Source organism: Streptomyces sp. KL116D (assembly GCF_030766975.1).
GTDB classification, from domain to species: Bacteria; Actinomycetota; Actinomycetes; order Streptomycetales; family Streptomycetaceae; genus Streptomyces; species Streptomyces longispororuber_A.
This window is the reverse complement of the sequence record NZ_JASERH010000030.1, coordinates 156,563-176,896: the sequence shown is the minus strand read 5'-3', so window position 1 is coordinate 176,896 and position 20,334 is coordinate 156,563. Positions and strand designations below refer to the sequence as shown.

Sequence of the window (20,334 nt, the reverse complement as noted above, 5' to 3'; positions counted from 1 at the left end):
GGTCAACACGTTCCACCAGAAGGCAACTTGACGGAACAGGAGGATTCTTCCGGTCCGCCACCGGCATTCGTCAAGGGCCTTACTGAATTCGACTCGTGGGGCGCCCGGTCCCCCTGAGGCGTTCCGTCGTCGCGTGGGTGATCAGGGCGTGCCGGGACGCCACCGGCACCCGGAATGTCCGGCTTCCGGTTAGCGTTGTCGGAGGATACGGACAACAGCGGTGGAAGGCGGCACACGGTGCACGGCGAGTACAAGATTCCCGGCGGCAAGCTGGTCGTCGTCGATGTGGACGTGGTGGACGGGGTCCTGCGGGACGTGCGGGTCGCGGGCGACTTCTTCCTCGAACCGGACGACGCGCTCCCGGCGATCAACGCCGCGCTCGAAGGCGCCCCGGCCGACGCGGACACGGCCGACCTGACCGCCCGGATCGACGCCGCGCTGCCGGCCGGCACCACCATGCTCGGCCTCACCACCGAGGGCGTCGCCACGGCGGTGCGCCGCGCCCTCGCCCAGGCCACGGACTGGCGCGACTACGACTGGCAGCTCATCCACGACGCGCCCCAGTCCCCCGTGCTGCACATGGCGCTCGACGAGGTGATGACGGAGCAGGTCGCGCTCGGGCACCGGCCGCCGACGCTGCGCGTGTGGGAGTGGGACCGGCCCGCGGTGATCATCGGCAGCTTCCAGTCGCTGCGCAACGAGGTCGACCCCGAGGGCGTCGAACGGCACGGCGTCACCGTCGTGCGCCGGATCTCGGGCGGCGGCGCGATGTTCGCGGAGCCGAGGTCCACGATCACGTACTCCCTCGCGGTCCCCGAGTCGCTGGTCTCCGGCCTCTCCTTCCAGGACTCGTACGCCTATCTCGACGACTGGGTGCTCGACGCCCTCGGCGACATGGGGATCAAGGCGTGGTACCAGCCGCTGAACGACATCGCCACCGACGTCGGCAAGGTCGCGGGCGCCGCGCAGAAGCGGGTCGCGGCCGGGCAGGGCGCGGTGCTGCACCACGTGACGATGTCGTACGACATCGACGCCGACAAGATGGTGGAAGTGCTCCGCATCGGTCGCGAGAAGCTCTCCGACAAGGGCACCAAGAGCGCCAAGAAGCGCGTGGACCCACTGCGCCGGCAGACCGGGCTGCCCCGCGAGGAGGTCATCGCCCGCATGATCGAATCGTTCCGGGGGCGGTACGGGCTGAGCGAGGACAAGGTGACCGAGGCGGAGATGGCTGCCGCCGAGGAGCTGGTGCGGACGAAGTTCGGGACCGATGCGTGGACGGCTCGGGTGCCGTGAGCCGTCCGGCGCGCTTGGCCGTGCGAGGGTGGCGCGGGGGCGTCTGCCGGGTTTCTGTGGGGCGCGACTGTCGGTTGTGGTGGGTTGCTCGCGCAGTTCCCCGCGCCCCTTTCGGGGCGGCTGCGCGAGCTACGGGTGGGTGGGGGACGCCCAGAGGCCTCTTACGTGGGAGAGGTGGCGGGTCATGACCGTGTGGGTGGCCTGCGCGTCGCGGGACAGCAGGGCGTCGAGCAGTTCCAGGTGTTCCTCCGCGGACGCGGCCAGGCGGTCCGCGCGGACCAGGGCGTCGAGGCCGTAGAGGCGGGCGCGTTTGCGCAGGTCGCCGACGACCGCGACGAGGTGGTCGTTCCCGGCGAGGGCGAGCAGTCCCAGGTGGAAGCGGCTGTCCGCCTCGACGTACGCGATGAGGTCGCCGGCCGCCGCCGCGTCGACGATCTCCCGGGCGACGGGGCGCAGCGCCGCCAGGTCCGCCGGGTCCGCGGTGGTCGCGAGGCCGACGGTGGTGGGGATCTCGATGAGGGCGCGGACGTGCGTGTACTCGTCGAGCTGTTTCGCCGAGACCGCGGTGACCCGGAACCCCTTGTTGGGCACGACGTCGACCAGACCCTCCTTGGCGAGGTCGAGCATCGCCTCGCGCACCGGGGTGGCCGAGACCCCGAACCGGCCGGCGAGACCGGGGGCGGAGTAGACCTCGCCCTCCCGCAGCTCCCCCGCGATCAGCGCGGCCCGCAGCGCGTCGGCGACCCGCTCGCGGTGGCTCCGTTTCTCGGCGCCGACGCGGGGCAGGGCGGGAGCGGGGCGGTGGGCGGTCATCGGAACTCCCGGGTGTGTCTCATCGGTTCTCATCGGTTCTCGGCGGTCTTGACGGTTCTCGGCGGCCCTATCGGTTATCGGCGGTCTCAGAGGACGAATCCCGCGGGGAACGGGTCCGTGGGGTCGAGCAGGTACTGGGCGGTGCCGGTGATCCAGGCGCGGCCGGTGAAGCTGGGCAGCACGGCGGGGGTCCCGGCGACGTCGGTGGTGCCGAGGAGGCGTCCGGCGAACCGGGTGCCGATGAACGACTCGTTCACGAACTCGGTGTGCAGCGGGAGTTCGCCGCGCGCGTGCAGCTGCGCCATCCGTGCGCTGGTGCCCGTGCCGCAGGGCGAGCGGTCGAACCAGCCGGGATGGATCGCCATGGCGTGCCGCGAGTGCCGGGCGTCGGATCCCGGCGCGTACAGGTGGACGTGGTGGCAGCCGCGGATCGACGGGTCCTCCGGGTGGACCGGCTCCGCCTCGGCGTTGACGGCGTCCATGAGGGCCAGCCCGGCCTTGAGGATGTCTTCCTTGCGGGCCCGGTCGAAGGGCAGCTCGAACTGGTCGAGCGGCAGGATCGCGTAGAAGTTGCCGCCGTAGGCCAGGTCGTACGTGACCGTGCGGCCGTCGGCGAGGGTGGCCTTGCGGTCGAGGGCGACGGAGAACGACGGCACGTTCCGCAGCGTGACGTGGCGTGCGGCGCCCTCCGTGACGGCGACCTCGGCGACGACGAGTCCGGCCGGGGTGTCGAGGCGGATCGTGGTGACCGGCTCGACGACCTCGACCATGCCGGTCTCGACGAGGACGGTGGCGACGCCGATGGTGCCGTGCCCGCACATCGGCAGGTAGCCGGAGACCTCGATGAAGACGACGCCCCAGTCGCAGTCGGGGCGGGTCGGCGGCTGCAGGATCGCACCGCTCATCGCGGCGTGTCCGCGCGGCTCGTTCATCAGCAACTGCTTGATGTCGTCCCGGTGTTCACGGAGGTACAGGCGTCGCTCGTTCATCGTCGCGCCGGGCAGGGTGCCGACGCCTCCGGTGACGACGCGGGTCGGCATGCCCTCGGTGTGCGAGTCGACGGCGTGCAGGACGAGGGTGCTGCGCATGGCCGGGCCTTCCTTGGGTGACGGGCGGCGTCGGTGGCGGGCGGAGTCAATGGCGTAGGTCGGGGTGGCGGATGGCGGAGTGGCGGAGGTCAGGCGAGGCCTTCGGCGACGGCCTTCTGGGTCGCTGCGCGGACGGCCGCCGCCTGCTCGGGCAGGAGCGGGACGCGCGGCGGGCGGCAGGGGCCGCCGTACCGTCCGACGACGTCCATGGACTCCTTGATGGCCTGGACGAACTCGACCTTGGAGTCCCAGCGGTAGAGCGCGTGCAGGGTGCGGTAGAGCGGCATCGCGCTGGTCAGGTCGCCCCGGGCGGCCGCGCGGTACAGGGTGACACCGGCCTTCGGCAGGGCGTTGGGGAATCCGGCGATCCAGCCCTTCGCCCCGGCCGCGGCGAGTTCGAGCACGACGTCGTCGGCGCCCACCAACAGGTCGAGTTCCGGGGCGAGTTCGGCGATGCGGTAGGCGCGGCGGACGTCTCCGGAGAACTCCTTGACGGCCCGGACGAACCCTTCGCCGTGCAGTTTCGCGAGGAGCTCGGGGACGAGGTCGACCTTGGTGTCGATCGGGTTGTTGTACGCCACGACCGGCAGACCGGCCCGGGCGACCTCCTCGTAGTGGGCGAGGACGGAACGCTCGTCGGCGCGATAGGAGTTGGGCGGCAGCAGCATCACCGCGCGGCAGCCGGCGTCCTTGGCCTGCTCGGCCCAGCGCCGGGACTCCGCGGAGCCGTACGCGGCGACGCCCGGCATCACCCGGTCCCCGCCGACCGCGGCGACGGCGGTCTCGACGACCGCGGTCCGCTCGTCCGGGGTGAGCACCTGGTACTCGCCGAGCGAGCCGTTGGGCACGACGCCGTCGCAGCCGTTCTCGACGAGCCATGCGCAGTGCTCGGCGTACCGGGCGAGGTCGACGGTCAGGTCGGCGCGGAACGGCAGCGCGGTGGCGACCAGGACGCCGTGCCAGGGTTGGCGGGGGCCGGGCTCGGGGTGCGTCATGCGTTCTCCTCCTCGGGTCGTGCGGGCTGCGGATCTTCGGTGGGATCTTCGGTGGGGTCTTCCGTGCGGTCCTCCGTGGGGCCGGCACGGCCCTCCGTGGCGCCGGCGAGGACGCCGAGCGGTACGGGGCGGGCGAACGGTCGCCGGGACACCGGGAGTTCGCGCCCTAGGAGTCCGGCTACCGCCGGTCCGCACATACGGCCCTGGCACCAGCCCATGCCGGCGCGCGTGAGCAGCTTCACGGTGCGCAGGTCACCGGCACCGAGTCCGCCGACGGCCGCGCGGACGTCGGCCGCGGGCACCTCCTCGCAGCGGCACACGACGGTGTCGTCGGTGACCTGGTCGGTCCAGTGCGCGGGCGGCCGGTACACGGCGTCGACGGCGGAGGCGAAGCGCCGGAGCCGGGACCGCGCCGCGGCGGCGGACCGCCACGAACTCCGTTCAGGCGTACGAAAGTTGAGGCGTGCTGCGGCGGACAGCCCGGCGATCCGCCCCTCGGCGAGGGCGAGGTCGGCGCCGCCGATGCCGGTCGTCTCGCCCGCCGCCCAGACACCGGGCACATCGGTGCGCTGCTCGTCGTCGACCCGGACCCGGCGTCCGTCGACGGCGCAGCCGAGGGTCTCGGCGAGGTCGGTGTGCGGCAGCATGCCGTGGCCGACGGCGAGGGTGTCGCAGGGGACGCGGTGCTCGGTGCCCGTCCTGACCCGCCCGTCGGGGTCGAGCGCGGCGACGGTGACGGCGTCGAGGCGGTCGGTGCCGTGGGCGGCGACGACGGCGTGCCGGCTCCTGACGGGTACGCGATGGCGCAGCAGCTCCGCGGCGTACCGGGCGCCTTCCGCGAGTTTGCCGGGGTGGGCGGCGAGGGCGGGGGCGCTGCGCGCGACGTCCCGGACCCCCGCCGCCTCCACGAGCGCGGCGACGCGCGCCCCGGCCGCCGCGAGTCCGGCGGCGACGGGCATCAGGAGCGGTCCGGTGCCGGCGACGACGGCGGTGCGGCCCGGCAGTACGAGGCCGCCCTTGAGCATGGCCTGGGCGCCGCCCGCCGTGACCACGCCGGGCAGGGTCCAGCCGGGGAACGGCAGCACCGTCTCGTAGCCACCGGTGGCGATGACCAGTCCGTCGGCGCGCACGGTGGCGGGCTCCTCCTGCGCGGGTCCGCGCAGGGCGTGCACGACGAGGGTCCCGTCCGAATCCCGTCCCGCGCCCTTCTCCCGCTCCACGCACCACACATGATGGTCGGTCAGATGGGTGACGCGGCCTGCCGCGACGTGCCGTGCGAGGCCGTCGCGCAGCCGTTCCCAGGTGCGCCACCGGTGGTGCAGTGCCCGCGCCCGGCGCGCCCCGAGCCCTTCGGCGGGCTGCCGGTGGAACTGGCCGCCGGCCTGCGGTGCCGCGTCGACGAGGGTGACGGCCAGGCCCTGCCGTGCGGCGGCGAGGGCGGCGGCGAGTCCGGCCGGGCCCGCGCCGACGACGGCGAGCCGGGGACGCTCACCGTGCGCCGTCATGGCCGGTGCCCTCCTGGGTGGTGATCACGTCGCCGGGTTCGGCGCGGACGAGGCAGGCGCGTTGGTTCGGGCGGCCGTTGACGGTGACCAGGCAGTCGAAGCAGACGCCGATGCCGCAGAAGACGCCGCGTGCCGTGCCGCCGTGCCGGGTGGTGCGCCAGGAGGTGATGCCCGCCGCCCAGAGCGCGGCGGCGACGGTGCGGCCGGGCAGCACGTCGAGGTCCCGGCCGTCGAAGGTGACGGTGAAGGCGGGTTCGGGCCGGGCCCGCGTCAGCCGCAGGGGCGTTCGGTCTCTCACGCGGTGTCCTCCTGGCGGCGCTCGAAGCGGTCGGGGCGGAACGGTGCGAGGTCGAGGTCCGGGGTCCGTCCGGCGAGCGCCTGGGCGACGAGGTGTCCGGTCCCGGTGGACAGGCCGATGCCCGCGCCCTCGTGGCCGCAGGCGTGGAAGAGGCCGGGGACCCGGGCGTCGGGACCGATGGCGGGCAGGTGGTCCGGCATGTAGGGGCGGAATCCCAAGTAGCCGCGGATGGCGCGCACGTGGGCCAGGAAGGGGAAGAGCCGGGTCGCGCCGACGGCGAGGGCGCGGGCCACCGGGAGCGAGAACTCCCGGTCGAACCTGACCCGCTCGCGGCTCGCTCCGATCAGGACAGGACCGGCCGCCGTCCCCTCCACCACGGGTGAGGTCTGCAGGGCCGCCGAGTCGCTGGCCACGTCGGCGACGTAGTCCGCCGCGTACACCTTGTGGTGGACCATGCGGGGCAGTGGTTCGGTGACCAGGACGAAACCGCGGCGCGGCAGGACGGGGAGCTCCACCCCGGCCAGCGCGGCCAGTTCGCCGCCCCAGGTACCTGCCGCGTTCACCACGGCCGGGGCGTGGATCTCCGCCCCGTCCGTGCGGACGCCGCGCACGGCACCGGCCGCCGTGCGCAGGATGCCGGTGACGGTCGAGCCGGTGCGCAGCCGGGCGCCCCCGGTGCGGGCCAGCCGGATCAGGTGGGCGGCGGCGAGCGTCGGCATGACCTGCGCGTCCTGCGGGTAGTGGACGCCGCCCGGCAGGCCGGGGGCGAGGTGGGGCTCCAGGTCGTACAGGGCGTGGGCGTCGACCGGGTCGGCGGTGACGCCCGCGGCCCGCTGGCCGACGGCGAGGTCCGCCAGGCCGGTGAGACCGTCCGGCGTCGAGGCGACGACGACGCCGCCCTTCGCCTCGTACTCGATGGAGGCGGCGACTCCGGGTTCGGCGGCGAGCGCCGACCACAACCGGCCGGACAGCAGAGCGAGTTCGAGCTCGGGTCCGGGTTCCTTGTCGGAGACCAGGAGGTTGCCCTCACCGGATCCGGTCGTGCCGCCGGCCACCGGACCACGGTCCACCAGCACGACGTCCAGACCCTCCCGGGTGGCGTAGAGGGCGCTCGCCGCCCCCACCATCCCGGCCCCGACTACCACGACATCACAGGTCAGCGGCTTGGCCACGCCAGTACTATGTCACACGCCACCGTACGGGCCAAGGGGTCGTGCACCGCTTAACTCCCGTACGGCCTAAGGGACTTCAGGCACAGGCAACGGGCTCCGTAACCCCTGGCCAGCGCTCCACCCGGCCGTCGGTGCGCACGTACGCCGCCGCACCGTCGGCCGCCAGCCACAGCTCCCTGCCGTGGTGGCGGTAGCCCGTGTCGACGGCGTCGGCCGGCATCGGCACGTCCTCGGCGTACGACGAGCGCAGCGTCTTCAGGCCGGTCAACTGCCCCTCAGGGTCGCGGAGATACTGGCGTCCCTGGCCGCGCCGGTCCTTCGCGCTGTCGAGGTGCAGGAACTCGACCGTCTGCCAGTCGCAGTGCTCGGGCCCCATCGAACTGTCGATCTTCGTCGTGGACACGGGGCGGCCCCGCCGGTCCTCCCACACCTTGATGTCGAGCCGCTCGCGGTCCGCCCGCCGGAACTCCGACGGATCGCAGCTCGCCCGCGTCTCGCCACGCCAACCGGCCTTGTCCGCACGGCCCTTGGCGACGATCACGGCGGCCCGGGTGCGGCCCCCGACGTCGTAGGAGAACAGCACCCGGGACCCGGTGCGGCGCTCCACGCGATAGTCGCGGTCCGGCATGTCGTGCCAGAACTGGTCGCCGACCTGTGCGGCCAGCGCCTCCTCCGGCGAGTCCGCCGGGTCGTCGTCGTAGTCGGAGCCCGATCCGCCGCTGCCGGGCTTCCCCTCGCACTCCAGCGTCAGCAGGGCGGCGCCACCGCCCTCCAGCGGGCTGTCCTCGCCGACCCAGGACGGCGTCTTCGCCTTGAGCGGCCCCGCGTACGGGGACGCGGGCGCCCCGGCCCCCTTCGACTCCTTGAGGACGAGCCCCTCGGGCACCTCGCTCCCGCAGCCGGCCACCGCCAGCAAGGCCACGAGCCCTGCCACGACCCGCCCCGCACCGATCCGCATACCCGCACCACCCTCCGCGCGCAGCCGCTGCGCGCTCCGTCCCCTGGACGCCGGGTGGCCCGGAAACGTTCGGCAGGCCGTCCGCCCGGCGGGCGCTTTCCTCGGAAGTTCCTCCGAATATCTCTTGCGCCTCCACGCTTCCTGCGCATCAATGGACGGCGCACCACAGTTTGACGGGCCGTCAGAAACTCTCCGCGCCGCGTGCCGCACCCCGCTCGCGAACGGTCCGCCGCACCTCCCCCACTCGCGCCACAGGCAACCCTGCGGCGTGCCCGCACGAGCAGGCCCGCGCCCACCCGGCGCGCGCGGCACCACGGGAACAGCACGGGAAGGGACTTCGATGAGACCCACGGGCTCCACGAGACGCGCGAGACCCAAGAGATCCGAGAGATCCGAGAGATCCGGGAGATCCGAGAGGGCCGAGAGGGCCGAGAGGGCCGAGAGATCCGCGGCATCCGCGGCATCCGCGAGACACACGACATCCGCGAGACCCGCGAGATCCGCAAGCGCCGAGAGATCCGCGAAATCCGAGAGGGCTGAGAGATCCACAAGGGCCGCGAGGGCCGCGAGGTTCACGGGATCCATGAGGTCCACGGGATCCACAGTGCCCATGAGATCCACGGGCCCCACGGTGCCCATGAGATCCACGGGCCCCACGGTGCCCATGAGATCCGCGGGATCCGCGGGATCCGCGCCGCGCCGACGCGCCATGACGTGCGCGGCGCTGGCCGCGGGCACCCTTGCCGCCGCGGGCCTGGCGTTCGCCCCGTCCGCCGCGGCCGTCACTCCGCAGTCGGCCACCGTCATCGCGGACTGCGGTCTCTACGGCGGCGGCGAGGCCACGCTCACCGCCGCCCAGGCCGGCACCGCCGCGACCATGACCCTCAGCTCCTCGGAGATCACCACACCGGTCGGCGTGGCCGCGGACACCATCGCCTCCACCCTCACCCTGACGAAGGCGGGCGGCGGCACCACCGTCTTCAGCGGCACCAGGAACCCGGCCATGAGCGCGGGCAGCGGCGTCCAGGTCGGCCCGCTCGACGGCGTCGTGGCACCCGGCGACACCCTGGAGGCGTACGGCGGTTCGCTGCGCATGGTGATCTTCGGCATCGCCGTCACCTGCACCTTCGAGGGTCCGCAGGCGCCCGGCCCGTTCGTCTTCGACTGACGGCTCACCTCCCCCCACACGCACTGCCCGGAACCCGCACACGTATGAGGAGAGGACAGGACACGCATGGATTCCACCGGACGAAGACGGCGTCGCCACTGGGCGGCCCTGCTCGGGGCGGCCGCGCTCGTGGCCACCGGGGCGAGCGCCACCACCGCGGCGGCGACCGCTGCGGCGGCCGACGCCGTGGACTTCGCCACGCACTGCATCCCACCCGCCATCGCGGGCATCCCGCCGATCGACGGCACCACCACCGCGCAGATCGCGGTGGACAACGCCGCCCCGAAGGTCGGGGACACGGTCACCGTCACGTACACCGTGGTCAAACCGGCCGCGAGCAACCCCGTCGACCTGGCGCTGCCCGCCGACATCATGACGCCCACCGGAAAGGTCACGCTGTCCGGTGCGCAGAGCGGGGAACTGACGGTCGCCGGGCCCAAGAAGAACGACCCGGTGCCCGGCAAGGGCGCCTTCCCGTCGTTCTCCATGACGGGCACGTTCACGGTCACCGCACCGGGCGCGATCAAGCTCTCGCCCGGCGACTACAACATCCACACCAGCTACATCATGGAGCTGGACACCCCCTGCACGGTGACGAACCCGCCCGCCCCGGTCTCCGAGACGGTGACCGCGACGGACGGCGGGGGCACCACCAACCCCCGTACCGTCCAGCTCGGTTCGGCCTCCGGCAAGCCGGGTGACGCGGTCACCGTCACCGGCGCCAAGTTCACCCCGGGCGCCACCGTCACGCTGGCCGGCCGCAACGGTGCCGCGGAGACCGCCGACAAGGCGAGCGCCACCGCCGACGCGCAAGGCTCCTTCACCGGGTCCCTGACCGTCACCGACAAGGCGACGACCGGTGTCGTCGCGTACGAAGGGAGTTCCTGGAGCACCGAGAAGGGCGCGGGCCCCGCGGCGTACGTCGTCATCGACGACACCCCGCTGCCCGCGGACAGCCAGAAGGTCAACACGTCCGTGAAGGCGGGCACGCTGTCGATGTCGCAGGCCGGTGACACCGTCGACCTGGCGGGCGTCGACTTCGGCAAGGGCGGCTTCTCGCGCGGCGATCTGCGGACGGTGACGGTCAAGGACTTCCGCGGCGGGCCCGCGGGCTGGTCCCTGACCGGCAAGGTCACCGACTTCGCCGGTCCCGGCGGGGCGAGCGTCAGCGGGGACAAGCTCGGCTGGACCCCGGTCTGCGTCACCAAGCAGGGCAGCCCGAGCACCTGCAAGGCCGGTTCCCCCGGATCGGTCGGCAGCGCGGGAGCGACGCTCGCCTCCGCACCCGACGGCGCCCTGACCGGCGGCGAGTTCACGGTCGACGCGCGGCTCTCGCTGAACGTGCCGGCGTACACCCCGCCCGGCGCGTACTCGGCGGTCCTCACGCTCACGCTGAGCTGAGCGGCCCACCCGTCGAACACCTCGGTCCGGGCGCGCACCCGCCCGGACCACCTCTCTTTCCTCCTCTCTTTCCACCTGTCTTTCCGCCGCGCCGTCCGTCTCGCCTGTCCGCCCCGGGGGTCCGCACCCATGCGCAAGCCGTCGTACGCCACCGCCCTGCTCGTCCTGCTCCTCAGCGCCCTGAACCTGCTGGGCGGCACACCCGCCCACGCCGCCGACAACGGCAGCTGGTCCGTCTTCCCCTACGCCACCGAGCTCGCCCAGCGCCCCTACTTCTACCTCTCCGCCGACCCCGGCGACGCGCTCCGCGACAAGGTCGTCGTCGCCAACAAGACCGCGCAGCCGCTCACCTTCCGGCTGTACGCCGCCGACGCCTACAACACGGCGAGGGACGGCGGGTTCGCCGTGCGCACCCGCACCGAGCGGCAGCGCGGCGTCGGCGTCTGGGCCCGCCCCGCCCGCACCCGCGTCACCGTGCCCGGCCACGGCAAGGTCACCGTGCCGGTGACGATCCGGGTGCCGCGGGGCGCCGAGCCCGGCGACCATCCCGGCGCGATCGTCGCCCTCGACGAGCGGGTCGCCGCGTCGGACGGCTCCCTCGCCCTCGGCGTGCGGCAGGCCGTCGCCGCCCGGGTCTATCTGCGGGTCAGCGGTCCGACGATGCCCGCCATCGCCGTCGAGGACGTCCGCGTGGACCAGCACCGTCCGGTGGTGCCCGGCACGGGCGACAGCACGGCCGTCATCTCGTACACGCTGCACAACCGCGGCAACGTCACCCTCGACCCGGCGGTCCGGCTGCGCGCGGACGGTCTGTTCGGCCGCACCCTCGTGTCGCGGGGGCTGACCGGTCTGCCGTCGGAGCTGCTGCCGCGCCAGCGGGTGCGGCTGACCGCGCGCTGGTCGGGGGCGCCGCAGTTCGACTGGGGCGACGTCACACTGACGGCGAGCGCCCGGCAGACCCGCGAGTCGGCGAGCACCTCCTTCGTGGCGATGCCGTGGCTGGTCGTGGCGGTCCTCGCCGGCGTGCTGGTGGTCGGCGCGGTGCTGCTGCGGGTGCGCCAGGTGCGCGGCCGCGACCGGGTCGGGCACGTGGACGCGCCGCGGGTGGTGGTCAGGAGCACTGCCAGGTGAACATGGCCCGGTCGAAGCGGCGAGCGGCGAGGTCCTCGGGGCGGATGAGCCAGTAGAGGGAGCCGCCGTCGCCCCACATCATCCCGGCGTCGTCGTCCGAGTCGAACTGGGCGAGGGGAAGCCAGCGCAGCGCCTCCTCCTCGATCCGCGGATCGTTCCACGGCGGACAGCCGAGCGCGCCGTGGGCCACCTCCGTCTCCACCTCGTCCTGCACCGGGTCGGCGTGCCCGCCGATCCGGTGCCGGCTCTCCCCCAGGTCCCACAGCGCTTCCTTGAAGTCCTCGTCCCACAGCGGATGTTCGTCGTCCATCGGCGCGAACTCCCGGTACACCAGCGGATGCCACAGGTACGGGGCCGTGGTCTCGGCCCACGCCACGAGCGGCACCTCGGCGTAGGCGGTGAGCCCCGGCGGCGTCGGCCGCTCGGCGACGACCGCATCCGCCGGCACGTACACCACCCGGGCGCCCGCCCGGCTCTCCGGCCGGTCCGCGTACACCTGCGCCGCCCCGTCGTCGGCCTGACCGTCGAAGAAGAAGAAGGCGAGCGTGCCGTCCGCCGGCAGGTCGATGTCCAGGCTCCCGTGCGGCAGTTCGCCCAGGTCGACGGAGGCGATGAAGGAGAGCGGGCCGTGCCCCTCCCAGACGGGCCACTCCACCTCACCGGGCAGCTCCGGCAGCCCGCCGAGGCGCCCCACCACGCGCGCCGCCCCCGAGCCGTCCACGCTCCCCAGCCCGATCCCCGGTCTGAAGAGGCCGATCCACCGCTCGGCGATGTCGGCGGGCAGCTGGGCGCGGGCCAGCACGTGCAGCGCGTCCTCGTTGTTCGACGTCATGCCCCCGATCATGCACGGCACCACTGACAGTCGGCCGGGGAGACCGGGGACCACCCCCTTCCGCAATTTGTTAAGCGCCTTGACAGACTGGTCGGCGCTCGCGACCGTACCTGCAGCACGACCGGCTCGGCCCGCCCCGTCCTGCCCCAACCCCCTTACCGGGGCGGCTACTCACCCATGCCTGGATTCACGGGAGTACACGGATGCCGTCGCAGCACAGACCTCAGCGCCGCCGTCTCGGCCTGTTCGCCGCCACCCTGGCCCTGACCTCCGCCGCCCTCGCCCTGCCGGGCACCCCGGCCGGCGCCGACACCGCCCCGGGACGGATCGACTTCTCGCAACGCCACCAGCGCATCGACGGGTTCGGCGTCTCCGAGGCGTTCCAGCGCGCGGCCGTCATCCACGGCCTGAAGGGTCTGTCCGCCGAGAAGGGCGACGAGATCGTCAAGCTCCTCTTCTCGCGCGGGGACGGCGCGGGCCTGAGCATGCTGCGCCTCGGCATCGGCTCGTCCACGGACGAGGTCTACGACCACATGCGGACCATCGCCCCGACCGCGCCCGCGAGCCCCGACGAACCCCTGGCGTACGAGTGGGACGGCAACGACGGCGGTCAGGTCTGGCTCGCCAAGGAGGCCGGGAAGTACGGGGTGAAGCGGTTCATCGCGGACGCGTGGAGCGCTCCGGGCTACATGAAGACCACCGGTTCCGACGCGAACGGCGGCACGTTGTGCGGCGTCGTCGGCACGGACTGCGCGAGCGGCGACTGGCGCACCGCGTACGGCAAGTACCTCGCCCAGTACGTGAAGTTCTACAAGAAGGAAGGCATCCGGATCACGGACCTGAACTTCACCAACGAGCCGGACTGGAAGGCGACGTACGCCTCGATGCTCTTCACTCCGGAGCAGGCGGCGGACGCGGTGAAGTCGATCGGTCCCGTGCTGCGCGCCGAGGCCCCCGGCACGAAGCTGTACTGCTGCGACAGCTTCGGCTGGGACCAGGGCAAGGCGTACGCCGCGGCCGTCGCGGCGGACCCGGCGGCGGAGAAGGAGGTGTCCGCGTACAGCGCCCACGGCTACGCATCCGCCCCCACCAGCCCGCTGACCGACAGCAAGAAGCCCGCGTGGATGACGGAGTGGGCGGGCAGCGGGGTGTGGCCGAGCAAGTGGGACGACGGCACGAACGCGTCCGGCCTCTACGTGGCCGAGCACATCCACGACGCCCTCGCCCGCGCCGACTCCTCCGCCTACCTCTTCTGGCTGGGCGCCTCGATCGGCGACACCGGCGCGCTCGTCCGGATGGACGGCGACAGCTACGAACCGTCCACGCGGCTGCGCGCGATCGCGGCGTTCAGCAAGTTCGTCCGCCCCGGCGCGGTCCGCGTCGACGCCACGTCCGGTGACGCGGCGGTGCTCACCTCGGCCTACCGCAACACGGACGGCAGCGACGTCGCCGTCCTCATCAACACCGGGTCCGAGGCCACGTCCGCCGATCTGTCCCTGCGGGCGGCGAAGGGCCACCGGCCCACCGCCTACCTGACGGACGGCGACCACGCGACGACGGCGACGCCCGGCCTCGCCCGCGTCTTGGCCGGCCACCTGACGGCGAAGCTGCCGGCCCGCTCGGTGGTCACCGTCGTCCTGGACCAGGGCCGGGCGCAGGACTGACGCCCGGGCAGTCCCGGCCGTCCCCCGGCTCCACCGGCCCTCCGGCGTCGAGTACCGTCGTCGCACGAACACGCAGGTGAGCCACGCGTGCTGAACAGCCCGGGGGGGCCATGAGCAGGACGAGCGCGAGACGTACGCCCGAGATACCGACGGCACACGGCACGGCGGACCAGGGCCTCGCGGGCCAGCCCGACTGCTGGACCCGGGCCGCCGAACTCGCCGTCAGTCCCCGGGCGCCGCTGCCCCGGCGCGGCGAGCGCGTCGCCGTCGTCGGGTCGGGCCCCTCGTACGCGATGGCGCGGGCCTACGCGGCGTTGCGCGAGTCGTCCGGGCACGGCGAGACGGACGCGTTCAGCGCGTCGGCGTTCCTCCACGGCCGGGAGTACGACCGCATCGTGGCCCTCACCCGCACGGGCACGACGCCCGTGATGCTGCGGCTGCTCGGCAAGGTGCACGGCAGCGTGCCCAGCGTCGCGATCACCGCGTCGCCCGACTCCCCCGGCATCGCCGACCACACCCTGCGCCTCGACTTCGCCGACGAGCCGCAGGCGGCGGTGGCCACCCTGTTCCCCACCACGGCCCTCGCCCTGCTCCGCGCCCACCTGGGCGAGAACCTGGACGACGCGACGGACGACGCCTACGAGGCGATCAAGGAGACCCTGCCCCCTGCGCTGCTCGCGGCACGGCGGTTCACGTTCCTCGGCACCGGCTGGACGTACGGCATCGCGGAGGCCGCGGCCCAGCTGATGCGCGACAACGCGGACACCTGGGCCCAGGCCTACCCGGAACCCGAGTACCACCTCGGCCCCTCCGCCCCGGACCAGGTGACCTGGGTCTTCGGCGACGTCCCCGACCGCTTGTCCCAGGCGATCCGCGACAGCGGCGGCACACTGATCGCATCGGCCCGCGATCCGCTCGCGGACCTTGTACGGGTCCAGCGACTGGCGACGGCGGGACTGGCGCAGGGCACGGCCTGAGCGTGGGCCCCGGGCTCATCGCCGGGCATGCCCGCTCAGCAAAAAAGTGCCGATCGAGAGATCTCGATCGGCACTTCGCTGGTGTCCGAGGGGGGACTTGAACCCCCACGCCCGATAAAGGGCACTAGCACCTCAAGCTAGCGCGTCTGCCATTCCGCCACCCGGACAGGGTGTGCACCGCTGTGCGCGGGTGTTCCCCGCAGCGGTAAGGCCAACAATACCAAGCTTTCGGAGCGGCTCTCACCTGCATAAACCTCGTGCGGGCGGACAAACGGAAGTGCCGGTCGGGATCACTCCCGACCGGCACTGTCCGATCACGCTCTGTGTCCGAGGGGGGACTTGAACCCCCACGCCCGATAAAGGGCACTAGCACCTCAAGCTAGCGCGTCTGCCATTCCGCCACCCGGACCGGGTGCTGTCGGCCGTGGGTGTTCCCCGCGGCGACACGCACAACAATACCAAGGTTTGGGGGTGCCCTTCACCTGCGTATCCGCCCGCTCGGCGGCGGTCAGCTCTTGGCGGGTCCGATGTTGCCGACGCCCTTCGGGTTCAGGTGGGCGATGTGGCCACTCTCCGTGCCCGCCGACGGGTCGATCACGCAGTCGATCAGCGCCGGGCCGCCGGACTCCAGGGCCTCGGTGAGGGCCGCGGTCACCTCCGCGGGGGTGGTCGCGCGGTAGCCCTTGCCGCCGAAGGCCTCGATCATCAGGTCGTGGCGGGCGGCGCTCATCAGCGTGGTCGGGGCCGGGTCGTCGGAGCGGCCGCTGGCCTCGTCGCCCCGGTACACCCCGCCGTTGTTCATGATCACGGTGACGACCGGGAGGTTGTAGCGGCAGATCGTCTCCAGTTCCATGCCGGAGAAGCCGAAGGCACTGTCGCCCTCCACCGCGACCACCGGCTGCCCGGTCTCGACGGCGGCGGCGATCGCGTAGCCCATGCCGATGCCCATGACGCCCCACGTGCCGCTGTCCAGGCGGTGCCGCGGGACGGACATGTCGATCACGTTGCGTGCCATGTCGAGTGCGTTCGCGCCCTCGTTGACCAGGTACGTCTCCGGGCGCGGGCGCAGTACGTCGCGCACCGCCCGGAGCGCGCCCATGAACTGCATGGGGTGCGGGTCGGCCTCCAGGCGCTTGGCCATCTTGGCGACGTTCTGGGCGGAACGGGCCGCCAGTTCTTCCTTCCATGCGGCGGGCGTCGCGATCTGGCCGGGCTTGGCGCGCTCCGCTATCGCGTCGAGCACCGACTCGATGTCGCCGACGAGCGGGGCGGCGATCGGCTGGTTGCTGTCGATCTCCCTGGGCTCGATGTCGACCTGGATGAACTTGGCGTCGGGGTTCCAGCCGCGCTCGCCGTGGTTGAGCAGCCAGTTCAGCCGGGCGCCGACCAGCATGACCACGTCGGCCCGCTTGAGGGCGAGGGAGCGGGCCGTCGCCGCGGACTGCGGGTGGTCGTCGGGGAGCAGGCCCTTGGCCATGGACATCGGTACGTAGGGGATGCCGGTCGACTCGACGAAGTCGCGGATCTTGGTGTCGGCCTGCGCGTAGGCCGCGCCCTTGCCGAGGACGACGAGCGGGCGCTCGGCCGAGGCGAGCAGCTCGATCGCGCGGTCCACCGACTCGGGGGCGGGCAGCTGGCGCGGGGCCGGGTCGACCAGGCGGCTCAGCGTCTTCGCGCCCTCCTCCTTGTCCATGATCGAGCCGAGCACGGCGGCGGGGATGTCGAGGTAGACGCCGCCGGGGCGGCCGGAGATCGCGGTGCGCAGGGCGCGGGCGATGCCGCGGCCGATGTCCTCGACACGGCTGACCCGGTAGGCGGCCTTCACGAACGGCTGGGCCGCGGCGAGCTGGTCCATCTCCTCGTAGTCGCCCTGCTTGAGGTCGACGAGGTGGCGCTCGCTGGAACCGGAGATCTGGACCATGGGGAAGCAGTTGGTGGTGGCGTTGGCGAGCGCCACCAGGCCGTTGAGGAAGCCGGGGGCGGAGACGGTGAGACAGATGCCCGGCTGCTTGGTGAGGTAGCCGGCGATCGCGGCGGCGTGTCCGGCGTTGGACTCGTGGCGGAAGCCCACGTAGCGGATGCCCTCGGCCTGCGCGAGACGGGCGAGGTCGGTGATGGGGATGCCGACCACGCCGTAGACGGTCTCGACCCCGTTCATCTTCAGCGCGTCGACGACGAGGTGGTACCCGTCGGTGGGCTCGGCCGGCGTGTTCGAGGCGGCGGTCATGGTCCGGATCCTCCTTGGGCAGGTCCTGCCGGAGCGGCTTCTGACCCCACCTTCGACAGCGGGTGGGCCCGCGTCCAAGACCCATCGGCTTCCAGCCGATAAACGGTGTCTATCGACCGGCCGGGAACGGCTGTGAGCTGCGCGGACACCCTCCATAAGCAGGTGTTATCGACTGTTCGTGACTGCGTATTGGACGCGGGGCGCGCGGCCTCGCAGGCTCGCTGGGTACTGCTTCGTGACGGGAGGAGGAGGGCATGGCCACGTCGGCCGCGGCGTCCGTGCGCGATGCCCACCGGTACCGGCCGCCCGCGCTCACGGGTCTGGCCGGTCTCGTCGAGCGGCAGGCCCGGGAGCGTCCCGAGGCCCGCGCGCTGGTCGTCGGCCGGGACCGGCTGCCGCTCTCCTACCGTGATCTCGCGGCGCTGGCCGGGCGGACGGCGGACCGGTTGCGCGGGGCGGGGCTGCGGCGCGGCGACGTGGTCGCCCTGGTCTCGTCGAACACCGTCGAGTTCGTGGTCGCCCTGCTGGGCGCGGCCCGCGCGGGCCTGGTGACCGCCCCGCTCGATCCCGCCCTCCCGGCCTCCGAACTGGCTTCCCGCGTAAGGGAGTTGGGGGCGCGGGCCGTGCTGGCGGCGGAGGACGGGGTGGGCTGGACCGTGCGCGTGGCGCTGCGGCGTGGCAAGGCGGCGTCGGTCGGGCTGCGGCCCGGTCCGCTCGTCCCGGGCCCGCCGCCCGGTCTCGCCCCGCAGGACACCGTGGTGCTGTGCACGGCGGGCACGATGGGGCGGGCCCGGATGGTGCCGCTGAGCCACGCGAACGTGGCCGCTTCGGTGCGGGGGATCTGCGCCACGTACGAACTGGGGCCCCGGGACGCGACGGTGGCCGTGATGCCGTTCTTCCACGGGCACGGCCTGTTCGCCGCGCTCCTCGCGCCGCTGGCGACCGGCGGGTGCGTGCTGCTGCCCGCGTGCGGGCGCTTTCGCGCGGAGACCCTCTGGGACGACCTGCGGGCGGTCGGGGCGACCTGGTTCACCGCGGTGCCGAGCCTGCACGAGGCGCTGCTGGCCCGGTCCGAGACCCAGGACCCGGGGCCGCATCCGCCGCCGCTGCGGTTCGTCCGCAGTTGCGGCGGGCCCCTGAACGCGGCCACGCAGCGCGCTCTGGAGCGGATGTTCGCGGCGCCGTTGCTGTCCGCGTACGGGACGACGGAGTCCACGCACCAGATCGCCGGCGAGCCGCTGCCGCAGCGCGGGCCGCTGAAGCAGGGCACGGTGGGCCGGGCGACGACCGGGGTGCGGCTGCGCGTCGTGGGCCCGGACGGGCGGGACCGGCCGGCCGGGGTGCGCGGCGAGGTGTGGGTGCAGGGGCCGACGGTCGCGCGCGGCCGGCTCGCCGAACCGGCCGGTGGCGCCCGGGTGTTCACCGCCGACGGCTGGCTGCGCACCGGCGATCTGGGGTCCCTGGACGAGGACGGGTACCTGTCGCTGGCCGGGCGGATCGGCACTCTCATCGAGCGCGGCGGCCGGACGGTCTCGCCCGAGTACGTGGAGGACGTGCTGGCCGGCTGCCCGTCCGTCGTCGAGGCGGCCGTGTTCGGGGTGGCCGACGGCGCGGGCGGGCAGCGGGTGGCGGCCGCCGTGGTGGTGCGGGGCGAGGAGTGCGCGGGCCCGGCGGAGATCCTGCGCTACTGCCGCGACCGGCTCGCCGCCTTCGCGGTGCCGGAGCGGATCGTGCTGGTCGGGGCGCTGCCGCGGACCGCGCAGGGCGGACTCGACCGGATCGCGGTGCGGGACCGGTACGCGTGAGGTCAGCGGACCCGGTCGGGCACGGGCCGCGGCGGCTGGGCGAAGACCTCGTCGAGGCCCAGGCCGGTGGCCGCGCTGACGAAGGCACGGGCGGCGATCGAGCCGGGCGTGCCGGCGTGGATGGCGACCGAGACCTGCGCGCCGGCCGCCGGGTCGACCAGCGGCAGTGCCCGCGCCCGGCCGACCACGGGCATCGCCCGCAGCCAGGTGTGCGGGACGATGCTCGCCCAGTCGCCGCCGCCCACGTGCGCGTACAGGGAGGCGATCGAGTCGGTCTCGACCTGCGGGGTCACCTCCAGGCCCTTGTCGGCGAAGACCTTGTCGACGATCTGCCGGATCCGCATGTCGGGGGTGAGCAGCGCGAGGGGGAGCTGCGCCGCGTCCGCCCAGCTGACGCTGCCCTGGACCGAGGTGAACTGTTCGTCGGGGACCAGCAGCATGTACCGCTCCTCGTAGAGCGGGACGATCTGCAGGCCCTCCTGGTCGCAGGGGTCGAAGTGGGCGATGGCGACGTCGAGTTCGAAGTCGCGCAGCTGGCGGTGGAGTTCCCTGGTGGACAGGCGCGAGCGGACCTGCACCTTGGCCAGCGGGTGCGCCGAGCAGAAGGCGGCGACGGGGAGGGCGAGCGTGGTGGACGCCGTGGGGTCGGTGCCCAGGCGCAGTGTCCCGGTGATGCCCGACTGCACGGCGGCCACCTCGGCCTTGAACGCCTCCTGTTCGGCGAGGATCCGCTTGGCCCAGACGACCAGCCGCTCCCCCTCCGCGGTCAGGCCCTGGTAGGTGTGGCCGCGGTTGATCAGCGTGACGTTGAGTTCGCGCTCCAGTTTGGCGATGGCCGCGGAGAGCGCCGGCTGGGAGACGTAGCAGGACTCCGCGGCGCGCGCGAAGTGTCGTTCGCGCGCCACCGCCACGAAGTACTCCAGCTGCCGGAACAGCATGTACGGCTCCCTTCCGGGGCTGTCACGTGATCGTTCGAAGCCTCGCCCACCGGCTCCCGTACGACAAGA

17 protein-coding genes and 2 tRNA genes are annotated in these 20,334 nt (G+C 73.2%); 7 read left to right on the top strand and 12 right to left on the bottom strand.

All coding sequences use genetic code 11. The annotated features are described in order from the left end of the window. Positions 1–237: 237 nt before the first annotated feature. A complete protein-coding gene (locus RBJ77_RS11075; RefSeq protein WP_372344833.1) occupies positions 238–1,293 on the top strand; it encodes a biotin/lipoate A/B protein ligase family protein in 1,056 nt (351 codons plus the stop codon). Positions 1,294–1,422: 129 nt separating this feature from the next. Here the strand turns inward: RBJ77_RS11075 and RBJ77_RS11070 are convergent, their stop codons facing one another. The 7 genes from RBJ77_RS11070 to RBJ77_RS11040 form a co-directional block, all read right to left on the bottom strand. Beyond that, a complete protein-coding gene (locus RBJ77_RS11070; protein ID WP_372344832.1) occupies positions 1,423–2,106 on the bottom strand; it encodes a GntR family transcriptional regulator in 684 nt (227 codons plus the stop codon). Positions 2,107–2,192: 86 nt separating this feature from the next. Continuing rightward, a complete protein-coding gene (locus RBJ77_RS11065) occupies positions 2,193–3,194 on the bottom strand; it encodes a proline racemase family protein (RefSeq protein WP_372344831.1) in 1,002 nt (333 codons plus the stop codon). Between the two features lie 89 nt (positions 3,195–3,283). Next, entirely contained in the window at positions 3,284–4,189 is a 906-nt protein-coding gene (locus RBJ77_RS11060) for a dihydrodipicolinate synthase family protein (RefSeq protein ID WP_372344830.1), read from the bottom strand. Continuing rightward, positions 4,186–5,694 (bottom strand): FAD-dependent oxidoreductase, encoded by a 1,509-nt coding sequence (locus RBJ77_RS11055; protein WP_372344829.1) that lies wholly within the window; start codon positions 5,692–5,694, stop codon positions 4,186–4,188. The genes RBJ77_RS11060 and RBJ77_RS11055 overlap by 4 nt, the downstream gene beginning before the upstream one ends. After that, entirely contained in the window at positions 5,678–5,992 is a 315-nt protein-coding gene (locus RBJ77_RS11050; protein ID WP_372344828.1) for a (2Fe-2S)-binding protein, read from the bottom strand. The genes RBJ77_RS11055 and RBJ77_RS11050 overlap by 17 nt, the downstream gene beginning before the upstream one ends. Further along, complete coding sequence (locus RBJ77_RS11045) at positions 5,989–7,164, bottom strand: NAD(P)/FAD-dependent oxidoreductase (RefSeq protein ID WP_372344827.1); 1,176 nt, start codon at positions 7,162–7,164, stop codon at positions 5,989–5,991. Before RBJ77_RS11045 ends, RBJ77_RS11050 begins: the two co-directional genes overlap by 4 nt. A gap of 76 nt (positions 7,165–7,240) precedes the next feature. Further along, positions 7,241–8,122 carry a hypothetical protein gene (locus RBJ77_RS11040; protein WP_372344826.1) on the bottom strand — a complete coding sequence of 294 codons (882 nt, stop codon included), beginning with the start codon at positions 8,120–8,122 and terminating at the stop codon, positions 7,241–7,243. Between the two features lie 664 nt (positions 8,123–8,786). Between RBJ77_RS11040 and RBJ77_RS11035 the strand changes: the two genes are divergently transcribed. The 3 genes from RBJ77_RS11035 to RBJ77_RS11025 all read left to right on the top strand — a co-directional run bounded on the left by RBJ77_RS11035 (position 8,787) and on the right by RBJ77_RS11025 (position 11,822). Next, positions 8,787–9,290 carry a hypothetical protein gene (locus RBJ77_RS11035; RefSeq protein ID WP_372344825.1) on the top strand — a complete coding sequence of 168 codons (504 nt, stop codon included), beginning with the start codon at positions 8,787–8,789 and terminating at the stop codon, positions 9,288–9,290. A gap of 66 nt (positions 9,291–9,356) precedes the next feature. Beyond that, complete coding sequence (locus RBJ77_RS11030; RefSeq protein WP_372344824.1) at positions 9,357–10,691, top strand: beta-xylosidase; 1,335 nt, start codon at positions 9,357–9,359, stop codon at positions 10,689–10,691. Between the two features lie 129 nt (positions 10,692–10,820). Beyond that, the gene (locus RBJ77_RS11025; protein WP_372344823.1) at positions 10,821–11,822 is read left to right on the top strand and encodes a DUF916 domain-containing protein; all 1,002 of its coding nucleotides are present in this window, start codon (positions 10,821–10,823) and stop codon (positions 11,820–11,822) included. Here the strand turns inward: RBJ77_RS11025 and RBJ77_RS11020 are convergent. After that, the gene (locus RBJ77_RS11020; protein ID WP_372344822.1) at positions 11,803–12,654 is read right to left on the bottom strand and encodes a YwqG family protein; all 852 of its coding nucleotides are present in this window, start codon (positions 12,652–12,654) and stop codon (positions 11,803–11,805) included. The genes RBJ77_RS11025 and RBJ77_RS11020 overlap by 20 nt on opposite strands. A 203-nt stretch (positions 12,655–12,857) precedes the next feature. Here RBJ77_RS11020 and RBJ77_RS11015 point away from each other — a divergent pair, with 203 nt between their 5' ends. Both RBJ77_RS11015 and RBJ77_RS11010 read left to right on the top strand, forming a co-directional pair. Continuing rightward, positions 12,858–14,318, top strand: a complete 1,461-nt coding sequence (locus RBJ77_RS11015) for a glycoside hydrolase (RefSeq protein ID WP_372344821.1) — start codon at positions 12,858–12,860, stop codon at positions 14,316–14,318. A gap of 110 nt (positions 14,319–14,428) precedes the next feature. Beyond that, on the top strand, positions 14,429–15,295 hold the full coding sequence (locus RBJ77_RS11010; RefSeq protein ID WP_372344820.1) for an SIS domain-containing protein: 867 nt from the start codon (positions 14,429–14,431) through the stop codon (positions 15,293–15,295). A gap of 79 nt (positions 15,296–15,374) precedes the next feature. Here the strand turns inward: RBJ77_RS11010 and RBJ77_RS11005 are convergent. The 3 genes from RBJ77_RS11005 to oxc form a co-directional block, all read right to left on the bottom strand. Beyond that, positions 15,375–15,462 (bottom strand) — tRNA-Leu (locus tag RBJ77_RS11005). 157 nt (positions 15,463–15,619) lie between these two features. Further along, positions 15,620–15,704, bottom strand: a tRNA-Leu gene (locus RBJ77_RS11000). 99 nt (positions 15,705–15,803) lie between these two features. Next, positions 15,804–17,522, bottom strand: coding sequence for an oxalyl-CoA decarboxylase (oxc, locus tag RBJ77_RS10995; protein ID WP_372344819.1), 1,719 nt, complete (start codon positions 17,520–17,522; stop codon positions 15,804–15,806). Between the two features lie 254 nt (positions 17,523–17,776). Here oxc and RBJ77_RS10990 point away from each other — a divergent pair, with 254 nt between their 5' ends. Continuing rightward, complete coding sequence (locus RBJ77_RS10990) at positions 17,777–19,327, top strand: FadD7 family fatty acid--CoA ligase (RefSeq protein ID WP_372344818.1); 1,551 nt, start codon at positions 17,777–17,779, stop codon at positions 19,325–19,327. A 2-nt stretch (positions 19,328–19,329) separates the two neighbouring features. Here RBJ77_RS10990 and RBJ77_RS10985 read toward each other — a convergent pair whose 3' ends face one another. Next, complete coding sequence (locus RBJ77_RS10985; protein WP_255970075.1) at positions 19,330–20,265, bottom strand: LysR family transcriptional regulator; 936 nt, start codon at positions 20,263–20,265, stop codon at positions 19,330–19,332. Positions 20,266–20,334 lie beyond the last annotated feature (69 nt).

Excerpts from the sequence above, each read along its gene's own strand:
- RBJ77_RS11010 (WP_372344820.1), top strand. The coding sequence starts at position 14,429 with ATGAGCAGGACGAGCGCGAGACGTACGCCCGAGATACCGACGGCACAC.
- RBJ77_RS11060 (WP_372344830.1), bottom strand. The coding sequence starts at position 4,189 with ATGACGCACCCCGAGCCCGGCCCCCGCCAACCCTGGCACGGCGTCCTG.
- RBJ77_RS11040 (WP_372344826.1), bottom strand. The coding sequence starts at position 8,122 with ATGCGGATCGGTGCGGGGCGGGTCGTGGCAGGGCTCGTGGCCTTGCTG.
- RBJ77_RS11015 (WP_372344821.1), top strand. The coding sequence starts at position 12,858 with ATGCCGTCGCAGCACAGACCTCAGCGCCGCCGTCTCGGCCTGTTCGCC.
- RBJ77_RS11025 (WP_372344823.1), top strand. The coding sequence starts at position 10,821 with ATGCGCAAGCCGTCGTACGCCACCGCCCTGCTCGTCCTGCTCCTCAGC.
- RBJ77_RS10990 (WP_372344818.1), top strand. The coding sequence starts at position 17,777 with ATGGCCACGTCGGCCGCGGCGTCCGTGCGCGATGCCCACCGGTACCGG.
- oxc (WP_372344819.1), bottom strand. The coding sequence starts at position 17,522 with ATGACCGCCGCCTCGAACACGCCGGCCGAGCCCACCGACGGGTACCAC.
- RBJ77_RS11020 (WP_372344822.1), bottom strand. The coding sequence starts at position 12,654 with ATGACGTCGAACAACGAGGACGCGCTGCACGTGCTGGCCCGCGCCCAG.
- RBJ77_RS11070 (WP_372344832.1), bottom strand. The coding sequence starts at position 2,106 with ATGACCGCCCACCGCCCCGCTCCCGCCCTGCCCCGCGTCGGCGCCGAG.
- RBJ77_RS11030 (WP_372344824.1), top strand. The coding sequence starts at position 9,357 with ATGGATTCCACCGGACGAAGACGGCGTCGCCACTGGGCGGCCCTGCTC.
- RBJ77_RS11065 (WP_372344831.1), bottom strand. The coding sequence starts at position 3,194 with ATGCGCAGCACCCTCGTCCTGCACGCCGTCGACTCGCACACCGAGGGC.
- RBJ77_RS11035 (WP_372344825.1), top strand. The coding sequence starts at position 8,787 with ATGAGATCCGCGGGATCCGCGGGATCCGCGCCGCGCCGACGCGCCATG.
- RBJ77_RS11055 (WP_372344829.1), bottom strand. The coding sequence starts at position 5,694 with ATGACGGCGCACGGTGAGCGTCCCCGGCTCGCCGTCGTCGGCGCGGGC.
- RBJ77_RS10985 (WP_255970075.1), bottom strand. The coding sequence starts at position 20,265 with ATGCTGTTCCGGCAGCTGGAGTACTTCGTGGCGGTGGCGCGCGAACGA.